This is a genomic window from Alteromonas sp. CH_MED4-4 (assembly GCF_037029575.1).
GTDB lineage: Bacteria > Pseudomonadota > Gammaproteobacteria > Enterobacterales > Alteromonadaceae > Alteromonas > Alteromonas macleodii.
This window is the reverse complement of sequence record NZ_JAYMEU010000017.1, coordinates 16,307-40,498: the sequence shown is the minus strand read 5'-3', so window position 1 is coordinate 40,498 and position 24,192 is coordinate 16,307. Positions and strand designations below refer to the sequence as shown.

Here is a 24,192-nt window from a genome sequence, read left to right as displayed (position 1 = left end):
CTACCCTTGCTTATCCAAGTCTTCCAGCTCTTGATACAGTGCTTTCGTCACGGTTTCTTTGCTGGTGCCGCCCAAAATATTGCGTTGATTCACGCCGTACTCTAGCTGTAGTACCGGGTATACGTCGTCTTCAATTTTGTCGCAAATATCCTGCATGTCGCTTAGTGGTAAATCTTCAATGGCGCACCCTTTGTCGATGGCCTGAAGCACAACGCGTCCTGCAATATCGTGGCCTGTTCTAAACGGCACACCTTTACCTACCAGATAATCGGCTAGCTCAGTGGCGTTAGAGAACCCTTGGGTCGCTGCAACGCGACAGCGCTCTTCGTTTAGCTGTAGTGAGTCAAGCACTTCGCTGGCAATGCATAAACAAATATGCCACTGATTAACCGTATCGATAGCGCCTTCTTTGTCTTCTTGCATATCTTTATTGTAGGCAAGAGGAAGGCCTTTCATGGTAACTAGCAGGGCCTGCAATGAGCCAAACACACGGCCACATTTGCCGCGCATTAGTTCTAGCGCGTCTGGGTTTTTCTTCTGCGGCATAAGCGATGAACCTGACGTTACGCTATCGCCTAACTGTAAGAAACCGGCTTCGCCAGAGTTATAGAAAATCATGTCTTCGGCAAGACGTGACAAGTGCATCATGCTGGTGCTGGCCACAAATAAAAGCTCTAGAACAAAGTCTCTGTCCGACACAGCGTCTAGGCTGTTTAGGCATGGAGAGTCAAAGCCCAGTTCTTCAGCAATGGCATGACGGTCTACAGGGAAAGTAGTGCCTGCCAATGCGCCAGAGCCTAAGGGGCACTGATTCATGCGTACTTTCAAGTCGTCTAAACGGCTTAAGTCACGCTTTAGCATTTCAACGTAAGCCAAGCACCAGTGTGCAAAGTGAATAGGCTGTGCACGCTGTAAGTGGGTGTAACCTGGGATGATCGCTTCTTGATGACGGCTAGCGGCATTAAGAAGCGACTTTATTACACCTAAAACATCAGCGCGAAGTGAGGCAATATGTTTTCGTACCCACAAGCGAAAGTCAGTAGCCACTTGGTCGTTTCGGCTACGACCTGTGTGTAGTTTACGACCAATATCGCCAAGCTTTTCAATAAGCGCAGCTTCTACAAAACTGTGAATGTCTTCTTCGCTAGATGCGTTAAAGTCTAATTCACCTGCATCAGCTTTCGCTTTTAACTCGCTCAATGCAGACTCAAGTTGGGCTTGTTCATCAACGGTCAATACGCCTGCTTTTTGCAGTGCACGCGACCAACTGATAGAGCCTTGAATATCTTGGCTTGCCATAACTTGGTCAAACGGCAGCGAGTCGTTAACCTGTTTAAACATACTACTTGCACCGGATTCAAACCGGCCACCCCACAACGCCATGTGATGCTCCTTAAATGCTGTTTGTTGCCTTTGCTACCTGCGCGTAGCTGCTAAAAGCTACGCGCGGTACACAATTAACCTTGATTTTTTAGTGCTTCAATTCGACTTGAAAGACTGAATAGGCGGATAAAGCCCTCAGCGTGCTTCTGGTCGTAAACATCGTCTGCACCAAAGGTAGCAAAGTCTTCAGAGTAAAGGCTGTTTGGCGATTTACGCTGGGTAACCGTAGCTTGGCCTTTATAAAGCTTAACAACGATATCGCCTGTTACTTTCTTCGCAAAAGAAGCAGCACCAGCTAATAGCGCATCGTTAAGTGCGGTGAACCAACGGCCGTCGTACATCACGTGTGAGAACTCAAGACCAATCTGCTCACGGTATTTAAGCGCAGCTTTATCTAGCACCATAGTTTCTAGGGCTTTATACGCTTTAAGCAGTACGGTGCCTCCTGGCGTTTCATAACAGCCACGAGACTTCATACCTACAAGGCGGTTTTCTACAATGTCGATACGCCCAACACCGTGTGCCGCAGCTACAGTATTAAGTTTAACTAGCGCTTGATAAGGCGAGAGTGCCTCACCATCAACATGAGTCAGTTTACCTTCGTCAAAAGACAGGGTTACGCGCTCAGGCGTATCAGGGGCATCTTCAGGATCAACTGTCATGGTCCACACTTGCTTGGTAGGCTCTTGCCATGGATCTTCAAGCTCGCCGCCCTCGTGTGAGATGTGCCATGCGTTTGCATCACGGCTGTAAATTTTGGTTGCTGACGCTGTGGTTGGAATATTGCGCTCTGCTAGATAAGCCAATAGGTCTTCACGGCTTACCATATCCCACTCACGCCATGGCGCAATAACCGTAAGATCAGGGGCTAGAGCAGCAAAGGTGCTTTCAAAGCGCACCTGGTCGTTGCCTTTACCGGTACAGCCGTGGCATAGCGCGTCGGCACCTACTTTACGTGCAATCTCAACTTGCGCTTTGGCGATAACCGGGCGTGCCATTGACGTACCCAACAGGTATTCACCTTCGTAAACCGCACCTGTAGTGATAGTAGGGAAGATATATTCGCTTACGAACTCTTCTTTCAAATCAACAATGTGGCATTCGCTTGCGCCAGATGCGATAGCTTTTTCATGAAGACCTTCTAGTTCTTCATCACCTTGACCCACATCAGCTGCAAACGCGACAACTTCACAGCCATAGTTTTCTTTAAGCCATGGAATGATGGCTGATGTATCAAGCCCGCCTGAATAGGCCAGCACGATTTTTTTAACGTTTTGCATCTAAATAATCCTTCTAAGCGTCTTTTAGGCGTCTTTTTAAGCGTTAAGTAATTGAGTAAGGATGGCGTTTTGGCCATGCATTCTATTTTCGGCTTGCTGCATTAATAGCGATTTATCGCTATCAATCAACGAGCCTGTAATTTCTAAATCGCGATGGGCAGGTTGGCAGTGCATAACGTAGCTAGCACCGGTTGCTTCCATCAACGCTTCGTTCACCTGATAAGGCATGAACTTTTCTTTGATCACTTCAAGTGGCGTCTCGTCACCCATTGAAAGCCATGTATCTGCATAGATAACGTCTGCACCGTTAGCGGCACTAAGGTCGGTGCTTTCAACAATCGATACACCCGTTTTCTCGGCAATCGCTTTGGCTTGCGCCACAATTTCAGGTGCGGCTTCGTGGCCCTCTGGCGTGACTACAACTTGGTTGCATCCTAAAAGCGCACCAACAATTAATAGTGAGTGAGTTACATTGTTGCCGTCGCCTACATAAGCCATGGTAAGACCTTCGGTTTTGCCGAAGCGTTCAAACATTGTGAGGTAGTCGGCAAGGCCTTGGCATGGGTGGTACTTATCGCACAGCGCATTGATAACCGGCACGTTTGCAGCCTTAGAGAAGGTTTCCAGCGTGCTGTGAGAAAATACGCGAGCGACAATGGCGTCAGCCCAGCACGCAAGGTTAGCGGCGGTGTCTACTGCGTCTTCACGGCCGGCTAATTTGCCCGACTGCACATCTAAATACACCATGTGGCCGCCAAGCTTGTTAATACCAATATCGAAGCTAACGCGGGTTCGCAAAGACGGCTTTTCAAACAGGGCAACAATTGATTTCCCCGCTAGCACGTTGCTGTAACTTGCTGGGGCTTGTTTAATTTCTACAGCCAATTGCAGCAAGTTTTTCATTGCGTCGGGTGTCCAGTCTGCAAAGGTTAGTAGGTCCTGTTTCATTGTACTTCTCCGGCATTGCCTTTTGTAAAGTCGGTGTGGGGTAAATCAGCGTTTTTTGACGGTGTATTTGTCAGGGCTGAGGGCAGTATTTGCGTGCCCGTTTTTTTATTTAAAATGTCGTTGATGTCGGCGGCCCAACTCGCGATGTAAACCGCGCGGCCTAAATTCTCTGCAGACGCGAGTGCCGCATCCACTTTTACCTTCATCCCGTCGGTAATAACGCCTTCATCTGCGTACTTCGATATGCTTGCAGCGCTAAGTTCGCTAATTAGCAATTTGTCACCGTCTAACACACCGTCAACATTGGAAAGAAGTAAAAGCTCAGCGTTAAGAAGCTCGGCAATAACCGTTGCGGCTTGATCGGCATTTACATTTAGCAATCTACCTTGTGGGCTTGAACCAATAGAACTGATTACCGGTAGTGTTGACTGGGCTAATACGCTTTTTAGAAATGATGCGTCTGCTGTCGACGGCACGCCCACGGCACCATACTGGTCAGCTAGAGGCTCACACACCACCATATTACCGTCTAACAACGACAAACCAACAGGGGTTAAGCCTGAAGCCAAAGCCGCTGCGCACAGTTGCTTATTGGCAGAGCCTGCAAGCGCTCCGCAGATATAAGGCATATGTTCATCGGGCGTAACCCGAAGGCCATCAATTTTTGTGCTTTGAAGACCAAGACTCGCCATAAGCGTCTCCACTAATGGTCCGCCTCCGTGAACCACTACAACGGGGCGTGTGGCCTGCACGTCTTTTACGCTTAGAAATAAACGCGTCATTGCGGCGGTATCGTCAAGTAATGCACCGCCAACTTTAATTACAATTGGTGAAACACTCATAGTACTAACCCTGTCTCTACTGGTTGTTTCGTCATTATGTTAAGGCACTGTATTGCCTGAGAGGCAGCACCTTTCATTACGTTGTCGATTGCAGCGGTAATCACTGCGTATCCAGATGCTTCATCTAACTTCCAATGAAGATCAACAAATGGGGTATGAGCAACGTCGTCAATTTTTGGAAAACTCTTGCGCAAACGCACAATGGGTTCATCAGCATAGGCGTCAGTGTACGCTTGTTCAAGTTGTGCGCTGGTGGTACCAGCTTTAACCTTAACGGTCACGGTCGCCAAGATCCCCCGTTTAAAATTACCCAAGTGCGGCGTAAAGATAACAGGGGTACCCAAGTAAGCTTCAATTTCTGGGGTGTGACGATGGCCTAGCACGCCGTATGCCTGCAGGCTCACTTCAAAAAAGCTGGTGGTTAGGCTGGCTTTCCTTCCTGCACCCGATACGCCTGAAACAGCGTTAATTACAGGGCGTACGCTTTCATCCAGTAAATTATTATGTGCAAGAGGTTTAAGCGCACTAAGACTCGCAGTGGGGTAGCACCCCGGCACAGCGATAACGTCGGCAGAGGCAATTTGCGCTTCATTCCACTCGGCAAGGCCGTAAACAGCTTGAGCCAAGCTTTGCTCTTGCGTATGTGGAAAGCCGTAGAACTGTTCGAAGACATTGGTGTCTTTTAGCCTGAATGCACCCGACAAATCGAGCACTTTGGCTTTGCCTGAAGATAAGACAGGCATCCAGTCGTGGCTCGCCTCGTGCGGTGTGGCAAGAAAGATAAAATCGACACCGTCAGCCATTTCTTTTAATGCCGCATCCGAAATAGGCGTCAGTGTGGCATTAACGTGAGCCAAGTTGCCGTGAAGCTCTGCAATATTTTTACTCGCATCGCTACTATTCTCAGATACGTAAGTGCCCGCCAATACTAGTTTTGGGTGTTGAATAACCAACTGAACGAGTTGTGCCCCTGTGTAACCACTGGCACCAATAATTGAAACGTTGTACATAATCAAAAATTCAATAAAAGGAGAAAAAAATCACTTTTTACCTTTGTAAACTGGTTGGGCGTTATTCGTTGCCTAACCGCGACCACATCACAAAGGTAAAAAGTGTGCTACCGCAAAAGCATAGAAAGGCGCACGCATCGTCGTACGCTATGCATCGTGTAGCCAGCCAGGGGAGAGGTAAACTCTTTATCGTTGCCAGTGGTTGAACCAACAACGCGAGTTGGTTGTGTCATCATCAATTCCTATCAAGTCGCAACTCAAAATTGTGAGTTGGATGCTTTAACCGTCGACTAGTGTATCTAATTTGAATGTTTATGCAATAAAAATGTATAAATATTTTACGTCGGTGGTGTGGCGTCTACGCAATAAAAAATATAGCTAATAATATATTTATTGTTGTTACAGTAAGTTGACAAGCTGCCCGTTAGAACTGAATATTTATACTCACTTCGACATACGGTGCATTAACAGTCTTCGTTATCGATGAACATTGCTTTTAATAATGCGCGGGGAAAGCGCTGGCAGTAGCTTTTAACAGAACTCAGATGGGACGTTAATGGCTGTCGTCAGTGGGCTTAAGCATTGGTTGTTGGGATTAACTCGGAAAATAAAATGGGCAAACTTACCTTGGCGCTTGTTGCGCACGATCATAAAAAGCCTGAGCTACTAGCTTGGGTTAAGCAGCACATAGAGGTGCTTAAACAATGTAATTTAGTGGGCACAGGCACCACAGGCGGCTTGGTTGCCAAAGAAACTGGACTGGAAGTTACACGCTATAAAAGCGGTCCTCTAGGGGGAGATCAGCAAATAGGGGCGCTCATCGCCGAAAATAAGCTAGATGCACTTTTCTTTTTCTGGGACCCGCTGAATCCAGCGCCCCACGATCCTGACGTTAAAGCGCTGTTACGTCTATGTTCGGTATGGAATGTACCAGTCGCCTGCACACCCGCCACAGCTGACCTAGTAATAACGTCGCCGCTTTTTTTGTCACCCGACTACAAGCCAGTTAAACCGAATTTTTAAGATTGGTTAAGTCAACGGCCTTGTAGTTTGGTGGGCAGAAGCTGGTCTTTAGGTTAATTGAAACCTCGTTGAACGAACTGGTAGGCAGCATCTGCTGCCTTGTTGGTTATTCCGGCGGTTATATCATCAGTCTGAATAGATGCGGTGGCACCACTCGCCTGCGTTTGTGGCGCACCTGAAATATTAGCACTTACCTTACTGTCGATGATTGGATTGCTAAAAACTGACGCGAGTAAAGACTGCCCCATCGACCACATATTGTTTGAGATGCTTTGTCCTGTCACATTCTCTACGGTCAAATCGATAGCGTTATACATTAATCCGCCAATTCCGCCATATAAAAAGCTTCCCGCTAAGCTTGCTGCCGCGGCCGTGTGATTTGACGTGGTTGCTTCATAAATATCTGAAACTATGGGTAGGTGATTTGCAATGTTTAACACATCAAACCCGTCTTTAAGATCAAGCCCATCGTCACCGAAAGCGCCGGAATACAAATTATCGAAGAGTGTTGGAGTAGTATCACTTTGATTATTGGCAGCCGTGTTGCTATCACCATTTCCCAGAACGCTAGTAGTAGCATTTACGGACGTATCATTGTTGGTAACTAGCGATTGAAAAACATTGTTTTGCAATGCATTTAACAGCGTACCTTGCATGGTGGCAATTGCATCATCCGATAAAACCCCATTGACGCTACTCGTACCAGAAAGCAAAGATAATGCGCCTTGAACATCGCTGGCTGTGCCGGCAAGTATATTAGATTGTGTTGAGAGATTAGCTTCGCCTGATATTTTGCTGTCGATTGCATCAGCTTCATTCGGTTGATTCTCTATTGCGAGTAACGATGCGAACAAAGACGGCAAAGACTGGCCGCTGGTTGCCGCTTCATTGGCTACTTCTGTTGAATTTGCCGATTTATTTTCAATGTCAGCAGTATGTAAACCAAATTTTGAAAGTAGTGCGCTGAGGCCATTTTCAGCAGTGTTAGTTGTTGTGTTTTCTAAGGCCATAACATCCCCTTACCCGCAGGCATATATTTGATTTGTAAAGGTTTTGCAAATAAGTCAAGTGAACGAGATTTCTTTTAATTTGTTCGTTTACACTTGCTCTTGTTAGGTCATGGATGGCACTTAATTTACACACTGCATAAAAACTAATACTGAGCAATGTCATGAAAGTTCGATGCCATATACACACACTAATCGCAATCTTTACACTTGGTGGTTGTGCCCAAACACTCACTGACGAAGAACAGGTTGTTCAAAGTAGCCCTACCAACCCAAATGTGTCGCAACGAGCTGTAAAGCCTGTTGAGGAAGAGCCGTCTCCCGGTGATCCACGCTACTCACCACCTAGGATGGAACCAACGTCGACCTTGCATGTACCCACGGGGTCGCTATTTAATCCTGAGCACTCTGTAGGGCTTTATGAACGCCACGCAAGCTTCAAAGTGGGGGATATGATTCTAGTTAAGCTTGAAGAACAGACGCAGTCGGAGAAGTCGCTCGATTTTAATACAGACAAAAACACATCTTTTGATTTGTCTCCCGTCACACTAAAAGTGGGGGGAATTCGAATTGACGAAGATGACGTTGAGGTGGAGCACGAACAGGACAGTGAGTTCGCCAGCTCTGCTAAAACTAAGCAGTCAAATTCGATGAGTGGCAGCATTACCGTGTATGTTACGGGAATAACGCCGGCAGGGAATTTACTGGTAACGGGTGAAAAGTGGATAACGATGAACAGAGGAAAAGAGTACATTCGCTTTTCAGGAGAGGTCAGAAAAAAAGATGTGGATGAAAGTAATACCGTATTGTCTTCAAAAGTCGGCAACGCGTTAATTGAGTATAGCGGTACGGGTGAGCTGCAAGATAATCAGCAGAGAACAGTGATTGGCAAGCTGTTTTCAATATTTGGATAAGCGCGATGAAAGGCACTATTTTGCCAAGCTTACGCATCAGCCTTTCTGCTTTGCTGGTACTACTTCCTTCTCTGGTTACTCAGCACGCATGGGCTCAATGGGTACAGGGTGAAGCTACGATGGCACTCGCTGGCGCAGAACTTAGCGACGTGAGAACCAGCGCCATACAAAATGCTATTGCTGACGCGGCTTTTCGCAGTGGCAGTACCATTTCCGCGCAGGATATCACGGTAGACGGGCTACTCCTTTCCAGCAAGGCCGAAATTCGTTCTCAGGGCAGAGTTCAAAGAGTAGAGATCATAAGCGAAACACTCAAAGACGACGCGCTTACAGTGGTGGTGAATGTAAACATTACGCCTCTGTTCAATTGCACTAACAACGGACTTGCCCATCGCATTTTAGTGACCGAATTTCCTTTAACATCACCCCAACAGGCCGCGACTGGCATGCTCTATTCATTTGGCAGCCACGTGTCTCAACGAATTGCTCAGCAACTCAACGGTCTTTATCAAAGTGGAGATGTAAGCCAGATTCCTGTTTCTCTTATTAACGCTAACACCTGGTTAACCTCCAGTTTGTCAGACATTGATTTAACGGCTATGTCGACCTTTCTGCGAAGTGAATATGGGCAGCAATTTGTGGTATTCGGGTTTGTAAAGGACATTTCTCTTTTCGAACAGGTGTCGCAGGCTACCTCGGTATTTGAAACTGATGGTGTCGCGCTTCGCCGGAATTTTACCGTTCAGGTTTACGTGCTCGACACTTTCAAAGCCAAGGTGATTTTTAATGATAGCTATCATAGCGAGGCCGATTGGCCCTTTTCTCAACATTATTCAGTGGATATGAGCAACAGCTTGTTGTGGCGCAGTGATTTTGGCCGCATGGTCCTCAATACGGTACACGCTGCTATTACTGACATTCACGCGGCACTTCAGTGCGAAACGACTTATGCGCAGGTCATTGATATCTCGCCTGACTACATTGCTATAGATCTGGGTAAAAATAGTGGGTTAGCTGTGGGCGATGAGTTTTCATTGGTTAAGCAACGGGTGCTGCCTGCATTGGGCTTATCAAGAAAGCCGGGACTGTTTTCAACGAAGACTTTGACTTTGCAGGTGTACGAAGTTTCTGATGACGTCAGTTTACTCAAAGCGGAGTCAGGTAGTGATAGCGTACATATTGGTGATTTTGTCACGCCGTTAACTCTCACGGCGAAACGTAGTTTTAAAGAAAGTCAGCAGGTTGAAAGCCAGCCATAAAAAAGGCTGGCCAGGGCCAGCACTTTTTACGGTGGGTTAGGGTATTACTGAATACTAAGAACGCAGTAAGTCACGTAGCTTTCGACCTTCTTCGCGCTGCGCTTTTAACTCAGCTTGCTGTTCAGGCGTTAGTACTGCAAACATGGCCTGGCGCTGTTTGGCCTTTTCAACACCAGCACTGACAAGGTCGTCTTTGTACTGGGCAACAAGCGCGTTCCAAGAGTCTTGTGAGAAAGACGAGCTTCTAATCAGGTCGCGCTGGGCATCCTTGAAGCTTCGCAGTGTTTCTCTGTTCGCATTGGATGTGTCCTTGAATGATTCACGAAGCTCAGCAAGATTTGCCAGCTGATCATCGGTCAGGTCAATGCCTTTAAACGGCGTGCCATTACGCTGGTGATTTCTGTCGCCTCTTTCACCTTTACCGTGACCGCGGAATTTTTTGCCTTTGCCTTCATCATCCATACGTTTTGCAAATTGTGACTTTTGCTCGTCAGACGCGTTGCGTAGCTTATCGCCTCTCGCCGCTCTTTTTTGATCTCTACTTTCTTCGCGTGCCAAGACTTTCGCTTGCTGCTCTTCACTTAGCACGTTAAAAATATTATGGCGTAGTTGCGCAAGCGCAAAATGTTTCGACTCTCGCTCTTCAAACTGAGTTTCTATAAAAGCACTGATTTGTGCCTCAGAAGCAGTTTCAAAATCGAAACTTGGCTTTTCACTATCGTGATTTTCAGGCCGAGGGTTAGCGTCTTTAAATGCGCTTATGAGTGTTTTTATCTCTTCGCGTTTTGCGTCACTTAAGCTTAAACCGCGAAGCTCTTGAACAATTTCTTTAACCGGTTCGTGGTGACGCATACCAGAGCCTGCTGGCTGAGCCAACGCAAGTCCACCTAAGCTAATCGCCGCTACAGTTGTACTAGCAATTAATAACTTTTTCATTGTCGTCTCCTTTTTGTTCGGACACGTTAATCCTAGCGTGATAAATACAAAAAGCAGTCAACACACTGTAAAGCTTCTGTAAAGGTGATGCCGTTTTGTAATTGTAAAGGTCTGAAAAGATATAGTATGCGTTTGTCAGTGTTTTTCGTTTAATTGAGACAAGACTCACCACAAGCGTAGGTTGAAGTTTATAAAAATTACAGGCACTTTCATGAATCAAAGGTCAGCAGTTCCAACCGTTAAAGAGTTTAATACCATGAGTTCAGATTTTCATTTGCAGTCTATCCTTGTTATTGATGATGACCTTGAGCTAACTGAAATGCTCTTCACGTACCTGTCGAGTATGGGATATCAAGTGCAAGTGCGTAACGACGGCGAAGAAGGGTTATCTGAAGCTGTGTCTGGACGACATTACGATCTTATTTTATTGGATGTGATGATGCCAAAGATGGATGGCTTCGATGTGTTGAAAAAACTTCGTGTCAGCCATAGCACGCCTGTACTTATGTTGACAGCAAGAGGCGATGATTACGACCGCATTTTAGGTCTGGAAATGGGCGCCGATGATTATTTACCGAAACCGTTTAACCATCGTGAGCTAGTGGCGCGAATAAAAGCGATTGTGCGTCGTCATAATCTTTCCTCAACGGGAGGAGCGGTTGAACAAGATTTATTTGTGAATGGCATCTTTTTAAGCCCAAGTAGCCAGCTCGCTAAAGTAGACGATGTGGAATTAACGCTAACCACAACTGAGTTTTTTATTTTGCGCTTACTAATGCTAAATGCCGCTCAGCGGGTAACGAAAGAAGAAATAAGCTTAAAGATACTCGGCAAGCCACTGCAAGCTTTTGACAGAAGCATTGATATGCATGTTAGCAACCTGCGAAAGAAAATCAGTGCGGTAGCCGTAGATGAAAAAATCAAAACCATCCGCGGAGTAGGGTACATGTTAATTGTTGGAAGCCATTAATGGTAAAACTGTTACGCAGCATCAGCCCAACGCGGGCCATCATGGGCCGCTTGTTTCTGTGGTTTTGGGCAACGTTCATTGTTACATCGCTTTTGGCCATTTGGGGAAGTCGCCTCTTTTTTGAAGACCTTCAAGTTGTGCAAATAAAGCCTCGCGAAGTAGAAGATTTAAATCAAGCCATTGAGCGGATGCAGCGTGGCCGCTTTCAGGACCTACCGTTACATGAGACGCTAGATCGCAATTCACGTGGCGTGAGAGGTCGACTGGTTGCGGTAGATATTCGCGACAACCGCCTTATTTCAGGTGGAGGCCCTCCGCTTCGTGACAACGATAAAGAAGATTTACTGCGTTTGGTAAATCAAACCTCCCCGATTGCAGTAAAGCGCGGCGCATTCAAAATTCTCGGCCCGGTTTTCTTCGAGCGAGACAATTCACGCTTTGCGCTTTTTGCGGTAAAGCTTGATATGCCCGAAAAGCAAACTCCTCCGGTTCTACTGTTTTTGGCGATTGCACTTATTACTACCACGCTTTTGAGCTGGCTATTCGCCAAAACGCTGACCAACCCTATTTTGCACATTCAGGGTTCAGCAAAACGTTTAGCAAGCGGCGACTGGCAAACGCGGGTGGGCAAGGCTGCCAAGCGTCAGGATGAGTTAGGTCAGTTGGCGCGCGATTTCAACAAAATGGCTGAACAGCTCGAATCAATGTGGGGCGCACAAAAGCGATTATTGGCCGATGTCTCTCACGAACTTCGTTCACCCCTAGCGCGACTGCAAATGGCACTAGGTCTTGCACATCAGCAAAATGTAGACCCTGCCACGTTATCTCGTGTTGAGCGGGAGGCTGATCGTATGGAAGCGCTGGTAAGCCAATTACTTACTCTTAGTCGTGCTGAAGCTGGCGAAGCCAACATGCAAAAACACGCTTTGTCTTTAGTGCTCAACGATGTGCTTACTGACGCTAACTTTGAAGTGGCAAACAAAAACAAGCAGTTAAAAATTGACGATATACCTAAAAAGACGGTAGTCATTGACAGCATGATGTTTTGTCGCGCCGTCGAGAATGTTCTTCGCAATGCCATACGTCATAGCAAACTCGTCACGCATATTACGTTTAGCGAAGATGCGCAGCATTGGTGTATTCACATTACCGATGACGGCGACGGGTTAACCATTGAGGAATGTGAGCGTATATTTTCACCGTTTTACAGGGCAACTCTTGCCAGAGAGCGCGAGTCAGGAGGCGTAGGCTTGGGCTTATCCATTGCAAAAGCGGCAGTTGAGTTGCATCATGGACGCATAATCGCTGAACCTGCTGAGCGCGGTGGGCTACGAGTTACTATGTCATTTCCCAAGTTATGATTGGGAACGTTGATAGCACTCCGTAGCCTAACAAAGAGCGCAATTTGACTGTAATAGGGTATTTATGAACTGGACGTTCACGTCTGAAAATAACTTAGCCAGCACTTTTGCCACGTATATCAATCCCTTTTGGCAAAACAGTGTTACTCAGGGCCACTTCTCTGGGAAAGACAATATCAAGGTACGCTTTGCGCACTGTATCCCAGAATCGCCGCGAGCTACCATTGTAATATGCTCTGGTCGAATCGAATCTTATTTAAAGTACAAAGAGTTCATTTACGATCTCTATCAAAATGGTTTCGCCGTATTCATCTTAGATCACAGAGGCCAAGGCTTGTCAGACAGGATGACCCGTGACCCTCAGCATGGTTATGTTGCCGATTTTGACGACTACGTTGATGACTTCGTCATGTTCGTAGAAACTATTGTAAAGCCACTGCAGCAAGGCCCGTTACAGCTGGTATGCCATTCGATGGGGGGCGCCATTGGTGCACTCACGCTGCTGCGTCTTCCGAATTTGTTTTCAAAAGCCGTTTTAGCTTCACCCATGTTTGGCATTAAACCCGCTCTGCCCAATTGGTTGGCGAATGGCTTAATTCGCACAGGCCTTGCGGTAAACAGGATGAAAAAGAAAGATGCGGGGTACTTTTTTGGTCAAACCCCGTATATCGCGTTTCCTTTTTCACTTAATAAGCTCACCCACAGCAAAACCCGCTATGCTCTGTTTCGTGAACTGTATGACGAAGAGCAGGATATTCAGCTTGGTGGCGTGACTACAGAGTGGTTGGCCGCGGCACATCAGGCTATGAACAAAATTGAAAGTAGCGCACGCGCTATTACAACGCCCTCGCTTGTATTAAGTGCAGACGATGACGCGATTATTGATAATAACCGTCAGCGCCGCGTGGCGCAGCTTATGCCAAATGCAAAACTTGAAATAGTGCCCCGCGCTTACCATGAGCTATTCACCGAGTCTGACGACATTCGCGAGCGCTCTGTGGCGCGTATTCTCGACTTTTTGACAGAAGACCCGTCTACATAAGTGCAGCCAAAGCTAACATTTAGTTAGGTAATCATACTTAAGAGCAGCGCTTTCTATTTCACAGGTAATAAAAGTGTGTGCAAGGGTGATGAAGAATGGCGTTTCGGTATAAAATAAACGAGTTGTTAACTGTGAAGGTAATTTAAAAAAGCATGCTCGATATCGTACTCTATCAGCCAGAGATCCCGCCAAATACGGGAAACATCATCCGCTTATGCGCAAACAGTGGCTTTACGTTGCACTTAATCGAGCCCTTGGGTTTTGAATGGGACGATAAACGCGTTCGACGCGCAGGTTTAGATTATCACGAGTTTGCTCACGTAAAGCGCCACGCCAATTTAGACGCTTACCTGAATGATGCTAAGCCAAAACGGGTATTCGCTTGCACAACGAAAGGCAAAGCGTTTCACAGCGATGTGTCTTATGAAAAAGGCGATGCGTTAATTTTCGGACCGGAAACCCGAGGTTTACCAGACGACTATATTCAATCGCTTCCCCCAGAGCAGCGTGTTCGCATCCCTATGTTGCCAGACAGTCGTAGTATGAACTTGTCTAATGCTGTATCGGTATTTGTGTATGAAAGCTGGCGTCAGTTTGGTTACGACGGTGCTCGTTAGCTTCTTTTTCTTTCAGAGTGCTATAAACACTTTTGCTTAGGCGCGATACTTCGTATTGTTAAAGCAGTGGAAGGATAACAGAAGCTTTTAGGCCACCTGTGCTAGCATGGGAAAATTCAAGCGCTCCTTGCTGAATGCGCACCGCGCTATTTGCTATAGCAAGCCCTATTCCACTGCCACCTGTATCTCTTTCACGAGAGGTCGCAACGCGATAAAAGGGCTTAGCAAGTTCCTGAAGGGCATCGTCGTCTACCCCCTCTCCATCGTCTTCTATATCAATGATTATGAGTGTGTTTGTTACCCGAACATTCACGCAAACGTTTAACGCAGCGTAGCGAACTGCGTTTGATAACAGGTTTTCCAAGGCTCGCGTGGTGAGTCGCTTATCCGTCACCATGTTTATAGGTTCAATCTGACTGATGACTAGCGTTTTTTCTCGAGAATGCGCGTCAAATTCCGCCTGGCTAATTATCGGGGAAAGCAGCGAGAATAGGTCCGTTTTTTCTTGTTTTACCGGCTCTTGTTGCGCCTGCAATCTAGAATAAATAAGAAGCTCTTCTATAATGCCCTCAAGCTTCAACGACTCGGTTTCTATTCGGTTTAAATAAGGACGCAGTTCACTGCTTGCCATATTCGCTGCAATTTCATTGGCGGTAGACAGCCGCATGAGAGGCGAGCGCAATTCGTGTGAAATATCTCTGAAAAGGCGCTTTTGGTTATTTACAGCGCGTTCAAGTTTGTCTGCCATATCGTTGAACTCTGCACATAGTTGAGCGATTTCATCTTTCCGATTCATATTTGTCTTCACGCGACTGGACAGTTTTCCCTTAGAAATTTCGACTGCGCTATCTCTAAGTGCAAGAATGGGGCGAACAAAACTTTGAGTGAAGAAGAAAACGAGTACGGTAGATACGAAAATCACAACGGCAACCTTAACCCATAAAGGCGCCAACGTTATCTGTGACCCCAAAGTAGCTCCTTTATCGGGGAACAGCTCAAACATAGCGTAATTCAAACTATCTAGCTCAATGTCGACTGGGCCTATAGCAGTAAACTGCTCGCTGATTAGTCGCATTGGGCTCTCTGTATTTATTTCATTAAGTAAACTCACATCGATATTTATAGGCAGTGGTTTATTTTGAATCGTCAATCCATCAGACGCATTGTAAAAATACAAATAGCGTTTTCGAGTGAGCTTAGGGGGAGAGTTGCTAAGCAGTGGTTGTGAGCGATTGCTCAATACTCGTGATAGCACCTCAGAAAATCGAGCAAAATTATCCAGTTCATTTTGTCGTAAGGGTTCTGTGTGAATTGCGGCATAGTTAAGTGGATTTACAAGTAACAGTACGCAAACTATGCTAACGGTAATAATCCAAAACCAAAAATACACTTTCACGAACAAAGAGCGTGTTGCTAACTTCATTCTATTTTGTCCCCAACCAGCACATAGCCTACACCACGAACATTTTTTATTCTGTCCACTCCTGTTTGTTTCGTTATTTTTTTCCGTATATTACTGACATGGACATCAATAGAGCGGTCGCCTTTTTCGAGCGGCCGGGCGAAGGCCAAGCGGCTAATAATCGATTTGTCGCAAGTGTTTGTACCGTGCCGTAAAAGAACTTCTAAAATTGATATTTCAGCGCTAGTAAGCTGTAACTGCAGACCGTCAGCCGTCGCCTGTCGACTTGCAGTGTCTAATTTTATGTCTGCAAATGTAAGTAAGTGTTGAGACTTTGCAGATGAATACGACGTAATACGACGAGTGAGAGCATTAATTCGGGCTAACAACTCCTTGTGAACAAATGGCTTCACTAAGTAATCATCTGCGCCTAGCTCAAGGCCTTGTATGCGCTCGTGAGTCTCGTCCACAGCAGTAAGCATAATAATAGGAACATCACTTTGAAGACGTATTTTCTTAAGCGCCGCAAAGCCGTCGAGCTTAGGCATCATTACATCAAGTACCACTATGTCAGTATTGGATGATAGCGCTAGCGATACGCCATATAAACTATCTGTACAATATGAAGCCTCATAGCGATTACGTTTTAGATAGTCAGCAAGCAAAGTACAAAGATCTTCATCGTCATCAATTATCAGTACTTTTTTGGGGGAATTAGCGTTCTTCATCATAATAGTTTACTCGAAATAGCACGTTAACGATCCAGCCTTACACTTCTTTACAGTTAGCAAAAACAACTGTTGATAAAAATAAAAAACAATAAATTCAATATTTTGTGTCGTTTTCTGCGCTTTCACCATTCAAGAGAGAACGGTAGAGAATACATTAGGCATTGAAATGCAATTGATAATAATTATCATTAAAAAGGCTCCAATTAATCAAGTTTTAAAAATTTAAATGCTGGACTTACATTGAATTGTTAGCAGTGTTTAGCATCGCCGAGAAACTAAAATGCTTAGAAACAGAATTACGCTTTGTTTAGTTGCCGCTTCGTTAAATTTTGCAATGGGTGCTTCACCTTCTTTTGCACAAAGTACGCAGGAAAAAACACAAAAGAACAATAACACGTATAAAGAGGCAGATATTGAAAAGCTGACAGTCTACGGTTTAGGTTTTGAATCAGAGGGAATTTTAGCGTTAAGCGAAGGTGAAGTAGATACGCTTATGGCTACTACCGCTGATGAATTGTTTAGGAGCATTCCGAATGTAGAGGCGTTACAAGGACCCGGTCGTCAGTTTTTCGATTTTAACCTTCGCGGAAGCGAAGGTGCAGGAAGCGTTATTGTGACAGTAGATGGCGCTGAGAAAAACCTAGTAACTACCAAGCACGGAACAACCTTTAATCCAGTATTTCTTGTCCCCGAATTTATGAAATCGGTCAGTATTATTAGGGGGCCTGTATCAAATACGTTTGGTACAGGGTCGACAGGTGGTCGTGTTCAGCTTGAAACTGTAGATCCATTTGACTATGTAACCGCCGAAGACGCTTTTGGTGGTGAAGTTCGCGTAAATGGTGAATCAAACGGCGATGGACGATTGTTCACGGGAATTGTAGCGGGAAGCGTTTCGGACAATATGGGTATACTTGCTGCATTTTCAGACCGTAGCTTCGAAAGTTACGACGATGGTGATGGTAACGAAGTACTAAACAGTGGCAGTGACAGTGAAAACTATCTAACTAAAGTGCAATGGGATGTTTCTGAGAATTTGCAGGTAGAGGGTGGGGTATCAAAGTCGAACATAGAATATCTAGGTTCAAACATATTTGCCCGTAGTAATGAGAGGCAAGATGCAGACTTTTTCAATGAGGTTGAAGATACAGGCGCTAATATCTCTATTGATTACAAACCATCATCTGACACCCAGTATTTTGCCAATGCATTTATCTCTAAAACAGACCACGAAGAAACTTTATTAGAAGGGAGACGTGGTGCAAATGGAGAGCCTGGAGAATTAGATACTCGTGAAGTAGAAACGAAAGGCGGACAGGCGTATGCGTCAAAGCGCTTTATCATGAATGATATCATTTTTGACGTTACAGCTGGGGTCAGTGGTTCTACAGATGAACTCTCTTTTGTTGGCGGTAGTGATGTGGGTGGTAAGCGTTCGAACTATGGTGCGTTTGCTCACAGTCGAATTCAATTTACAGAAAACTTCAACCTTGTACCGGGAATACGTTTTGAAAGATATACTATAGATACAGATATAGGTACCAACAATGACGGTAGCGAGTGGTTACCAAAACTTACGGCTAATTATAGTGTTTTACCCGGAGTTTCCTTCTATGCGACATACGCAAAGGGCCTTCGGACTCCAACGTTAAATCAACTACTTCTAGGCAATACACAAGAAACTTCTCGCCGTGGTTCAACCACGATTACCACAACGCTACCGAATGAAGATCTCGGACCTCAATTTTCAGATACCTATGATGTAGGTATCCGATTTAATAAAAAGCTAGACACGAAGTCTCATCTTTATGGTTCGATAGGTGTATTCAAAAACGAATCTACTGAACGTATAGAGCAAGTCGTACTCGAAAGTGAAACAGTTGGCGATACCACAACGTTAGTAAGGCAAAACCAGAACGTGGGGGAAAGCCAAGTTCGCGGTGTCGAAGCTTCGCTTGAGTATACATATGCTTCAACGTTTATCGGCGCTACATATGCACGATCGATTGGCGAGCGTTTAGATACGGGTGAAGATCTTAATTCTGTGCGCCCAGATCGCGGAACACTTTATATCGGATGGGCAGGTTTTGATGACACTCTGACATTGCGTGCTGAATTAGAAGTGTTGGGTTCCAAAGACGAAGTCGGTGAAAATCAGAATGTCACTGGTGATGACTCAGAAGCTGCGCAAGTGATGAATCTTTTCGGTGCTTATCAAATAAATGAGAAGCTTGTTTTACGTGCTCGTATTAATAACATTACTGACGAAGCGTATCGCCGTTTTGACCAAATTGATAACTCAATTGGCAGAAACGCTAGGCTAGAGATGGCATTGGCTTTTTAACCAATGAAAAAAGTACTGACACTTTTACACCGATGGGTAGGTTTCCCCATCGGTGTTTTATTTATTGTTACGCTTGGCTCAGGCCTTCTCACGGGTATTGTTGACTACATCTCTATGGATAGAGACTTTGGGCAGCACTATCAAAGATTAAGTCATTCAGAGCTTTCTTCTCACTTACGTGTTTTAAACGAGCGCCACACCGGTTACAGGTCGATTAAAGTCCCTCAGCCCAGTAGCCCTGTTTTTGAAGTCGCACTTCGCGGCGAAAAATACATCTATTCAGCGGAAGCGTTAACCTTACTTAAACATGAAGTGTCTGCCCAGAACAGCTTTTCCAGCTTTGTGTTGGGTCTTCATAGAAATTACCTAATCGGTAGGCAGCAAATAGCAGGCTTGACAGGTAAAGAATGGGTAGCTTGGGTTGGGCTAATTTCTCTCGCCATCAGCTTATTGGGTATTTATTTGTGGTGGCCACATCGCAGAACATTCAAAGTGAAGCGACTTGTACCTACCGCAAATAAAAACTCTCAGTACTTTTTTGCACACCTTAGCAGCGGTATTGTTACTGTGGTTTTCGTACTTTTGTTTTCTCTTACTGGTGCAGCTATTACTTATCGTAGTGTGGCTCAAAGCGTATTAAAAGAAGACGTGTCTGCTATCCATGAAACACCAGAATACATGGTTACGCCGTGGGTAGACATGCTGAACCTTGCTGAAGCCCGCCTTGAAAACCCGCAATTAGTAAGTGTTGGAACGGTTCGTGCCAGAGGTAACAATACAACCTATGCAGGTGCGCTGCAGCTCAAATACCATACTGCTAACGACTGGCTAGGCTTCGCAGGCTCTTCGGTTTATGTAGATACAAGCTTAGGCGCTTTGTTGGGGCATGAGGACTTTGGGCAATTAGCCTTCGGTGAAAAGCTTTATCGCTTTATTGTGCCTTTACATACTGGGCGTAATTTACCCAGTCTGTACTTGCTTGTAATGATTGGAATAATGACTTTGGCGCTTATTATGGTGCTTTCTGGAGTGATTAGTTTTGTGATGAAAAAATCTCGCCGAGAGAAAAAGTTAGATAACGGGTTAAACAACCTAGTAAAAAGAAAAGCGAGTTTGAGGAAAAAACAATGAAGCAATTAATTCTCACGGCACTGGTTAGTGTTATCTGTAGTGTTATAGCAGTGAAATATTTGTCTAATAGCACTGCTAACGAAGTATCATCATCGAGCCCTCAAACCGCAGCAACCGGCTCAGAGCGGGAAACACAACGGAAGGGAATGAACCGCGAAGTAGTCGAAGGTCAGCAAAGGAATCAAAAAGGCAAAAGAGGGCAGGGTGAAGGACAGGGTAACAGGCATGGTCATGGGCAAGCTCGCGGGCAGGGCGGAAGCGAAGTCGCTCGAAACCAAGGTCAAAGACACGGAGAAAACCTTAAAAGTGCTAATCAAGGAGAGCGACGGAATGGCGCTAAAGCAAGCGTGGGTCGCGGCGGTAATAATCAGCATAGCCACGGGCCAACACTAGCTGGGTTCGCACTAAATAACGTGGAACAAAGTATCGCAAAAATGACGCGTAAGCTTGCTTTGACTAAAGAGCAGCAAACTATAGTGCGTGCTCTGCTTATAGAGTACAAGGGCAAACTGTCTGAAAAGAGAAAAGTGTTTACTGAAGCCAGGGAGGCAGTGTTGACGCTCAATATCCTAGATGCGGACTATGTTAACGCCAAGGAGAGGCAACAAAAAAGAGCCGTAATCAGTTTTGAAACATTAGTCGTGCTCAGCACAGGATATCGAGAGCAGTTATACCGTAATTTAGACTCTACACAATCGAGAATCCTATTAAGTGTTGAAAATCAACAGGGTGAAGAAATCTAGAAAGTGTAAAGATTGGTAAAGTCTCGTCAGTATTGTCGTTGATAGTGCTTACGTAAAGTATAGTGTAAGCATATTTTTGTAAGGACTTAACACGTTGAAGATTTCACTTTTTATTAAGTGCATTTTGGTCATTATCTTCCTAGGTGCATCTAGCTACGCTATTCACTTTTTCTTTTTTAAATCGTCGTCACAGCCAGGCTTTCTTTTTCAACCTGCAGTAGTGCAGGACATAGAGCTAAGCTTGGTGTCTACAGGTCAGCTTGAGCCCAAGCGCTACGTAGAGGTAGGCGCGCAGGTTTCAGGTCAGGTAGACAATATTCACGTAGAAGAGGGGGATATTGTTAAAGAAGGCGATTTGCTGGTAGAGATCGATGCCCGTGTATTTGAAACACAAGTACAGAACTCTCAAGCGGCGCTGGACAGCAAAAAAGCACAGCTGGCTCAGCTGCGGGCAGAGCGAGAACTCGCCGAAGTGAGAGCGCAACGCAATCAAAATTTGTTTAAGCAAAATGCAGTCAGCCAAGATGTAGTCGTAAGCAGCGATACAAACCTTAAAGTTATCGATACCAAGATCACGGCGAGCATCGCACAGATTAAAGCCGACGAAGCCTCGCTGGAAGGGGATATTACTAAGCTCGGGTTCGCAAAGATATTTGCGCCAATATCCGGAACTGTTGCGACCTTACCGGTGCGTGAGGGGCAAACCCTGAATGCCAATCAAAACGCCCCCGTGTTGCTTCAAATTTCCGATTTATCAGTAATGACCCTACGCGCAGAAGTGTCCGAAGCCGATGTGCAGAAAATAAAGCGCGGCATGCCAGTCTATTTCTCTACCTTGGGCGATAACAAAACCTTCTACCATTCTACCGTTCGTCAAGTGCTACCTACACCCACTGTACTTAATGACGTAGTGCTATACCAAGTGCTAATCGATGTTGAGAATCCTGATCGCACTTTAATGGACGCCATGACTACCCAAGTGTTCTTTGTGCAGGAGCAGGTGAAAGGCGCGCTTTCTGTGCCGTTAGCGGCAGTAAAAGGACGAGCTCGCAATCAATTCGTGATGCTTAAACAGGGCGATGAGGTGGTTCGCACGCCAGTAAAAGTAGGCATAAAAAATAGAACCCATATTCAAATTATAGAAGGCCTATCAGAAGGTGATGAAGTGGTTGTGGGTCTAGCAGACGGCACCGCAATGCCGGCCGCGGGCATGCGCAGAGTGCCGGGTGGGCAGCCGCCATCAGGCCCACCGCGCCGCCGTGACGGATTCTAATATGTCGTTAATACAGCTTAATGGCGTATCACGTCGCTACAAAACAGAAGGGTTTGAAGTCACCGCATTGGATAACGTTTCGTTATCAATCGATAAGGGTGAATTTGTCGCCATTATGGGGCAATCCGGGTCAGGAAAGTCGACCTTGATGAATATCCTAGGATGTTTAGACACCCCTTCAGAAGGGGAGTACCGTATTCACGGGCAGTCAGTGTCTTCGTTAAACCCAGACCAGCTTTCAGCTCTTCGCTTGAAAACGTTTGGGTTTGTTTTCCAGCGCTATCAACTACTGTCGTCGCTAAATGCCACTGAAAATGTGGCACTGCCAGCAATATACAGCGGTACGTCTAGCGAAGATCGCACTCAAAAAGCGCAACAGCTGCTCGATAAACTTGGCCTTTCAAGCAGAAAAGAGCACAAACCCGGAGAGCTTTCAGGTGGCCAACAACAGCGTGTCTCGGTAGCGCGAGCCTTAATTAATGGTGCAGAAGTAATATTAGCCGACGAGCCCACGGGGGCGCTTGACTCGGCCAGCGGAGAGCAGTTACTGGCATTGCTTCGCGAGCTACACGCAGAAGGGGTGACTATTATTCTTATCACCCACGATAGTGCAGTTGCTGAACATGCCGACAGGCAAATACACTTACTTGATGGGAAAATTGTAACAGATACCAAAACCGCTGCGCCTAGCACAAGTGAATCAGTTGAAAAGAATGCGGCTTCAGTGCAGCACGCACATTCTCAAGAGCCCAAATCAGTACCGGCAATTAAACCTTTTCCAAGTATCTCACTTTTTTCAGCCCTATCTATGGCGTTCACTGCCCTTAGAATGAATTGGTTTAGAACCTTGCTCACACTCTTGGGGATTATTATTGGAGTAGCGGCAGTGGTGACCATGATGGCCATCGGTGAGGGAGGTAAACAGCAGGTACTAGAGCGTATTGAAACCATTGGCACGAACCTGATTTCGATTAGGCCGGGTGGACGAAACATGCGCTCATCCGGTGATATTGCATCGCTGACGTTAGCCGATGCCACTGCATTGAAAAGTGTTCCGGGTGTGGCTTATGTCGCGCCGGAAAGAAGTGCAAGGGCAACCATCCGATACAGCGAAAACGATTTTTCAGGACGTATTACAGGCACCACACCTGACTACTTTCATGCTAAAGACTGGGAAATGGCGCAGGGCGTGTTTTTCAGCGATGAAGACGTAACAAATTATGCGCCTGTGGTGGTAATTGGAGATACGGTAGCTGAGACCCTGTTTGAAGATAAATATCGGGCAGTAGGCGAGTACATCTTGATGCAAAATGCCTTTTATCAGGTCGTAGGTGTACTTCATTCTAAGGGCGCCAGTGCAGGTGGTAACGATATGGATGACGAAGTGCTCATTCCGGTTACAACTGGTCGTTTGAAGGTATTTGGTCGGGATTACTTAAGCAGCATTACCATAAAGGCAGAAAGTACCGAAGTAGCCACTCAGGTAAAAGATGATGTGCTGGCACTGTTGGTAGAACGTCACGGACAAGAAGACGTGATGGTGCGTACCACAGAGTCACTGGTAGAGGCGGTCACGGAAACGCAAGACACGTTAACTTGGCTCTTGGCGTCTGTTGCTGCCATATCTTTGTTTGTTGGCGGTATCGGTGTAATGAATATCATGCTGGTCAACGTATCTGAGCGTAAGAGGGAAATTGGACTACGCATCGCCACAGGCGCAAAGCCTCGCGATATATTGCGCCAGTTCAATATCGAGGCATGGGTAGTGTGTATCTTGGGTGGTATCTTCGGCATTCTTCTGGGCTATTTTGTTGTCCTTATCGTTGCTTCATTCAGTGTGCCTGTCGCCTACACGCTAATGCCGCCCGTTTTGGCTTTTGTCACATCTCTCGCTGTAGGGCTCATTTTTGGTTATGCCCCTGCTCAAAAAGCATCAAAGCTTAATCCCATTGACGCGTTGGCAGAGGAGTAACGCC

General features: G+C 45.8%; 21 protein-coding genes. 12 read left to right on the top strand and 9 right to left on the bottom strand.

Annotated features, from left to right (window positions below):
• The 5 genes from argH to argC all read right to left on the bottom strand — a co-directional run bounded on the left by argH (position 1) and on the right by argC (position 5,463).
• Positions 1–1,383: an argininosuccinate lyase gene (argH, locus tag WA381_RS12930; RefSeq protein WP_156085843.1), complete on the bottom strand. Its 1,383-nt coding sequence runs from the start codon at positions 1,381–1,383 to the stop codon at positions 1–3.
• A 74-nt stretch (positions 1,384–1,457) separates the two neighbouring features.
• Positions 1,458–2,663, bottom strand: coding sequence for an argininosuccinate synthase (locus tag WA381_RS12925; protein WP_156085844.1), 1,206 nt, complete (start codon positions 2,661–2,663; stop codon positions 1,458–1,460).
• Between the two features lie 36 nt (positions 2,664–2,699).
• On the bottom strand, positions 2,700–3,611 hold the full coding sequence (locus WA381_RS12920) for an ornithine carbamoyltransferase (RefSeq protein WP_014997130.1): 912 nt from the start codon (positions 3,609–3,611) through the stop codon (positions 2,700–2,702).
• Positions 3,608–4,453, bottom strand: coding sequence for an acetylglutamate kinase (gene argB, locus WA381_RS12915; protein WP_014997131.1), 846 nt, complete (start codon positions 4,451–4,453; stop codon positions 3,608–3,610). The genes WA381_RS12920 and argB overlap by 4 nt, the downstream gene beginning before the upstream one ends.
• Complete coding sequence (gene argC / locus WA381_RS12910; RefSeq protein ID WP_156085845.1) at positions 4,450–5,463, bottom strand: N-acetyl-gamma-glutamyl-phosphate reductase; 1,014 nt, start codon at positions 5,461–5,463, stop codon at positions 4,450–4,452. Before argC ends, argB begins: the two co-directional genes overlap by 4 nt.
• Before the next feature lie 612 nt (positions 5,464–6,075).
• Here argC and WA381_RS12905 point away from each other — a divergent pair.
• Positions 6,076–6,486 (top strand): methylglyoxal synthase, encoded by a 411-nt coding sequence (locus WA381_RS12905; RefSeq protein ID WP_014978142.1) that lies wholly within the window; start codon positions 6,076–6,078, stop codon positions 6,484–6,486.
• A gap of 53 nt (positions 6,487–6,539) precedes the next feature.
• Here WA381_RS12905 and WA381_RS12900 read toward each other — a convergent pair whose 3' ends face one another.
• Complete coding sequence (locus tag WA381_RS12900) at positions 6,540–7,496, bottom strand: hypothetical protein (protein ID WP_156085846.1); 957 nt, start codon at positions 7,494–7,496, stop codon at positions 6,540–6,542.
• 161 nt (positions 7,497–7,657) lie between these two features.
• On the opposite strand from WA381_RS12900, the gene WA381_RS12895 reads away from it, so the two are divergent.
• Both WA381_RS12895 and WA381_RS12890 read left to right on the top strand, forming a co-directional pair.
• Positions 7,658–8,407: a flagellar basal body L-ring protein FlgH gene (locus tag WA381_RS12895; RefSeq protein WP_014948056.1), complete on the top strand. Its 750-nt coding sequence runs from the start codon at positions 7,658–7,660 to the stop codon at positions 8,405–8,407.
• Positions 8,408–8,412: 5 nt separating this feature from the next.
• Positions 8,413–9,666: a flagellar assembly protein T N-terminal domain-containing protein gene (locus tag WA381_RS12890; protein ID WP_156085847.1), complete on the top strand. Its 1,254-nt coding sequence runs from the start codon at positions 8,413–8,415 to the stop codon at positions 9,664–9,666.
• A 54-nt stretch (positions 9,667–9,720) separates the two neighbouring features.
• On the opposite strand, the gene WA381_RS12885 is transcribed toward WA381_RS12890, so the two are convergent.
• Entirely contained in the window at positions 9,721–10,602 is an 882-nt protein-coding gene (locus WA381_RS12885; RefSeq protein ID WP_156085848.1) for a Spy/CpxP family protein refolding chaperone, read from the bottom strand.
• Between the two features lie 256 nt (positions 10,603–10,858).
• On the opposite strand from WA381_RS12885, the gene WA381_RS12880 reads away from it, so the two are divergent.
• The 4 genes from WA381_RS12880 to trmL all read left to right on the top strand — a co-directional run bounded on the left by WA381_RS12880 (position 10,859) and on the right by trmL (position 14,592).
• Positions 10,859–11,572 carry a response regulator gene (locus WA381_RS12880; RefSeq protein ID WP_156087310.1) on the top strand — a complete coding sequence of 238 codons (714 nt, stop codon included), beginning with the start codon at positions 10,859–10,861 and terminating at the stop codon, positions 11,570–11,572.
• Complete coding sequence (locus WA381_RS12875; protein ID WP_156085849.1) at positions 11,572–12,933, top strand: ATP-binding protein; 1,362 nt, start codon at positions 11,572–11,574, stop codon at positions 12,931–12,933. Before WA381_RS12880 ends, WA381_RS12875 begins: the two co-directional genes overlap by 1 nt.
• Before the next feature lie 64 nt (positions 12,934–12,997).
• Entirely contained in the window at positions 12,998–13,975 is a 978-nt protein-coding gene (locus WA381_RS12870; RefSeq protein ID WP_061439251.1) for an alpha/beta fold hydrolase, read from the top strand.
• Between the two features lie 152 nt (positions 13,976–14,127).
• Complete coding sequence (trmL, locus tag WA381_RS12865; RefSeq protein ID WP_156085850.1) at positions 14,128–14,592, top strand: tRNA (uridine(34)/cytosine(34)/5-carboxymethylaminomethyluridine(34)-2'-O)-methyltransferase TrmL; 465 nt, start codon at positions 14,128–14,130, stop codon at positions 14,590–14,592.
• Between the two features lie 58 nt (positions 14,593–14,650).
• Here the strand turns inward: trmL and WA381_RS12860 are convergent, their stop codons facing one another.
• Positions 14,651–16,015, bottom strand: a complete 1,365-nt coding sequence (locus WA381_RS12860; RefSeq protein ID WP_156085851.1) for an ATP-binding protein — start codon at positions 16,013–16,015, stop codon at positions 14,651–14,653.
• Positions 16,012–16,725 (bottom strand): response regulator transcription factor, encoded by a 714-nt coding sequence (locus tag WA381_RS12855; RefSeq protein ID WP_156085852.1) that lies wholly within the window; start codon positions 16,723–16,725, stop codon positions 16,012–16,014. The genes WA381_RS12860 and WA381_RS12855 overlap by 4 nt, the downstream gene beginning before the upstream one ends.
• A gap of 280 nt (positions 16,726–17,005) precedes the next feature.
• Between WA381_RS12855 and WA381_RS12850 the strand changes: the two genes are divergently transcribed.
• The 5 genes from WA381_RS12850 (at position 17,006) to WA381_RS12830 (ending at position 24,188) form a co-directional block, all read left to right on the top strand.
• A complete protein-coding gene (locus WA381_RS12850; RefSeq protein ID WP_156085853.1) occupies positions 17,006–19,069 on the top strand; it encodes a TonB-dependent receptor domain-containing protein in 2,064 nt (687 codons plus the stop codon).
• Between the two features lie 3 nt (positions 19,070–19,072).
• On the top strand, positions 19,073–20,200 hold the full coding sequence (locus tag WA381_RS12845; RefSeq protein ID WP_156085854.1) for a PepSY-associated TM helix domain-containing protein: 1,128 nt from the start codon (positions 19,073–19,075) through the stop codon (positions 20,198–20,200).
• Complete coding sequence (locus WA381_RS12840; RefSeq protein WP_156085855.1) at positions 20,197–20,943, top strand: hypothetical protein; 747 nt, start codon at positions 20,197–20,199, stop codon at positions 20,941–20,943. Before WA381_RS12845 ends, WA381_RS12840 begins: the two co-directional genes overlap by 4 nt.
• 94 nt (positions 20,944–21,037) lie before the next feature.
• Complete coding sequence (locus WA381_RS12835) at positions 21,038–22,216, top strand: efflux RND transporter periplasmic adaptor subunit (RefSeq protein ID WP_156085856.1); 1,179 nt, start codon at positions 21,038–21,040, stop codon at positions 22,214–22,216.
• 1 nt (position 22,217) lies between these two features.
• Complete coding sequence (locus WA381_RS12830) at positions 22,218–24,188, top strand: MacB family efflux pump subunit (RefSeq protein WP_156085857.1); 1,971 nt, start codon at positions 22,218–22,220, stop codon at positions 24,186–24,188.
• Positions 24,189–24,192 lie beyond the last annotated feature (4 nt).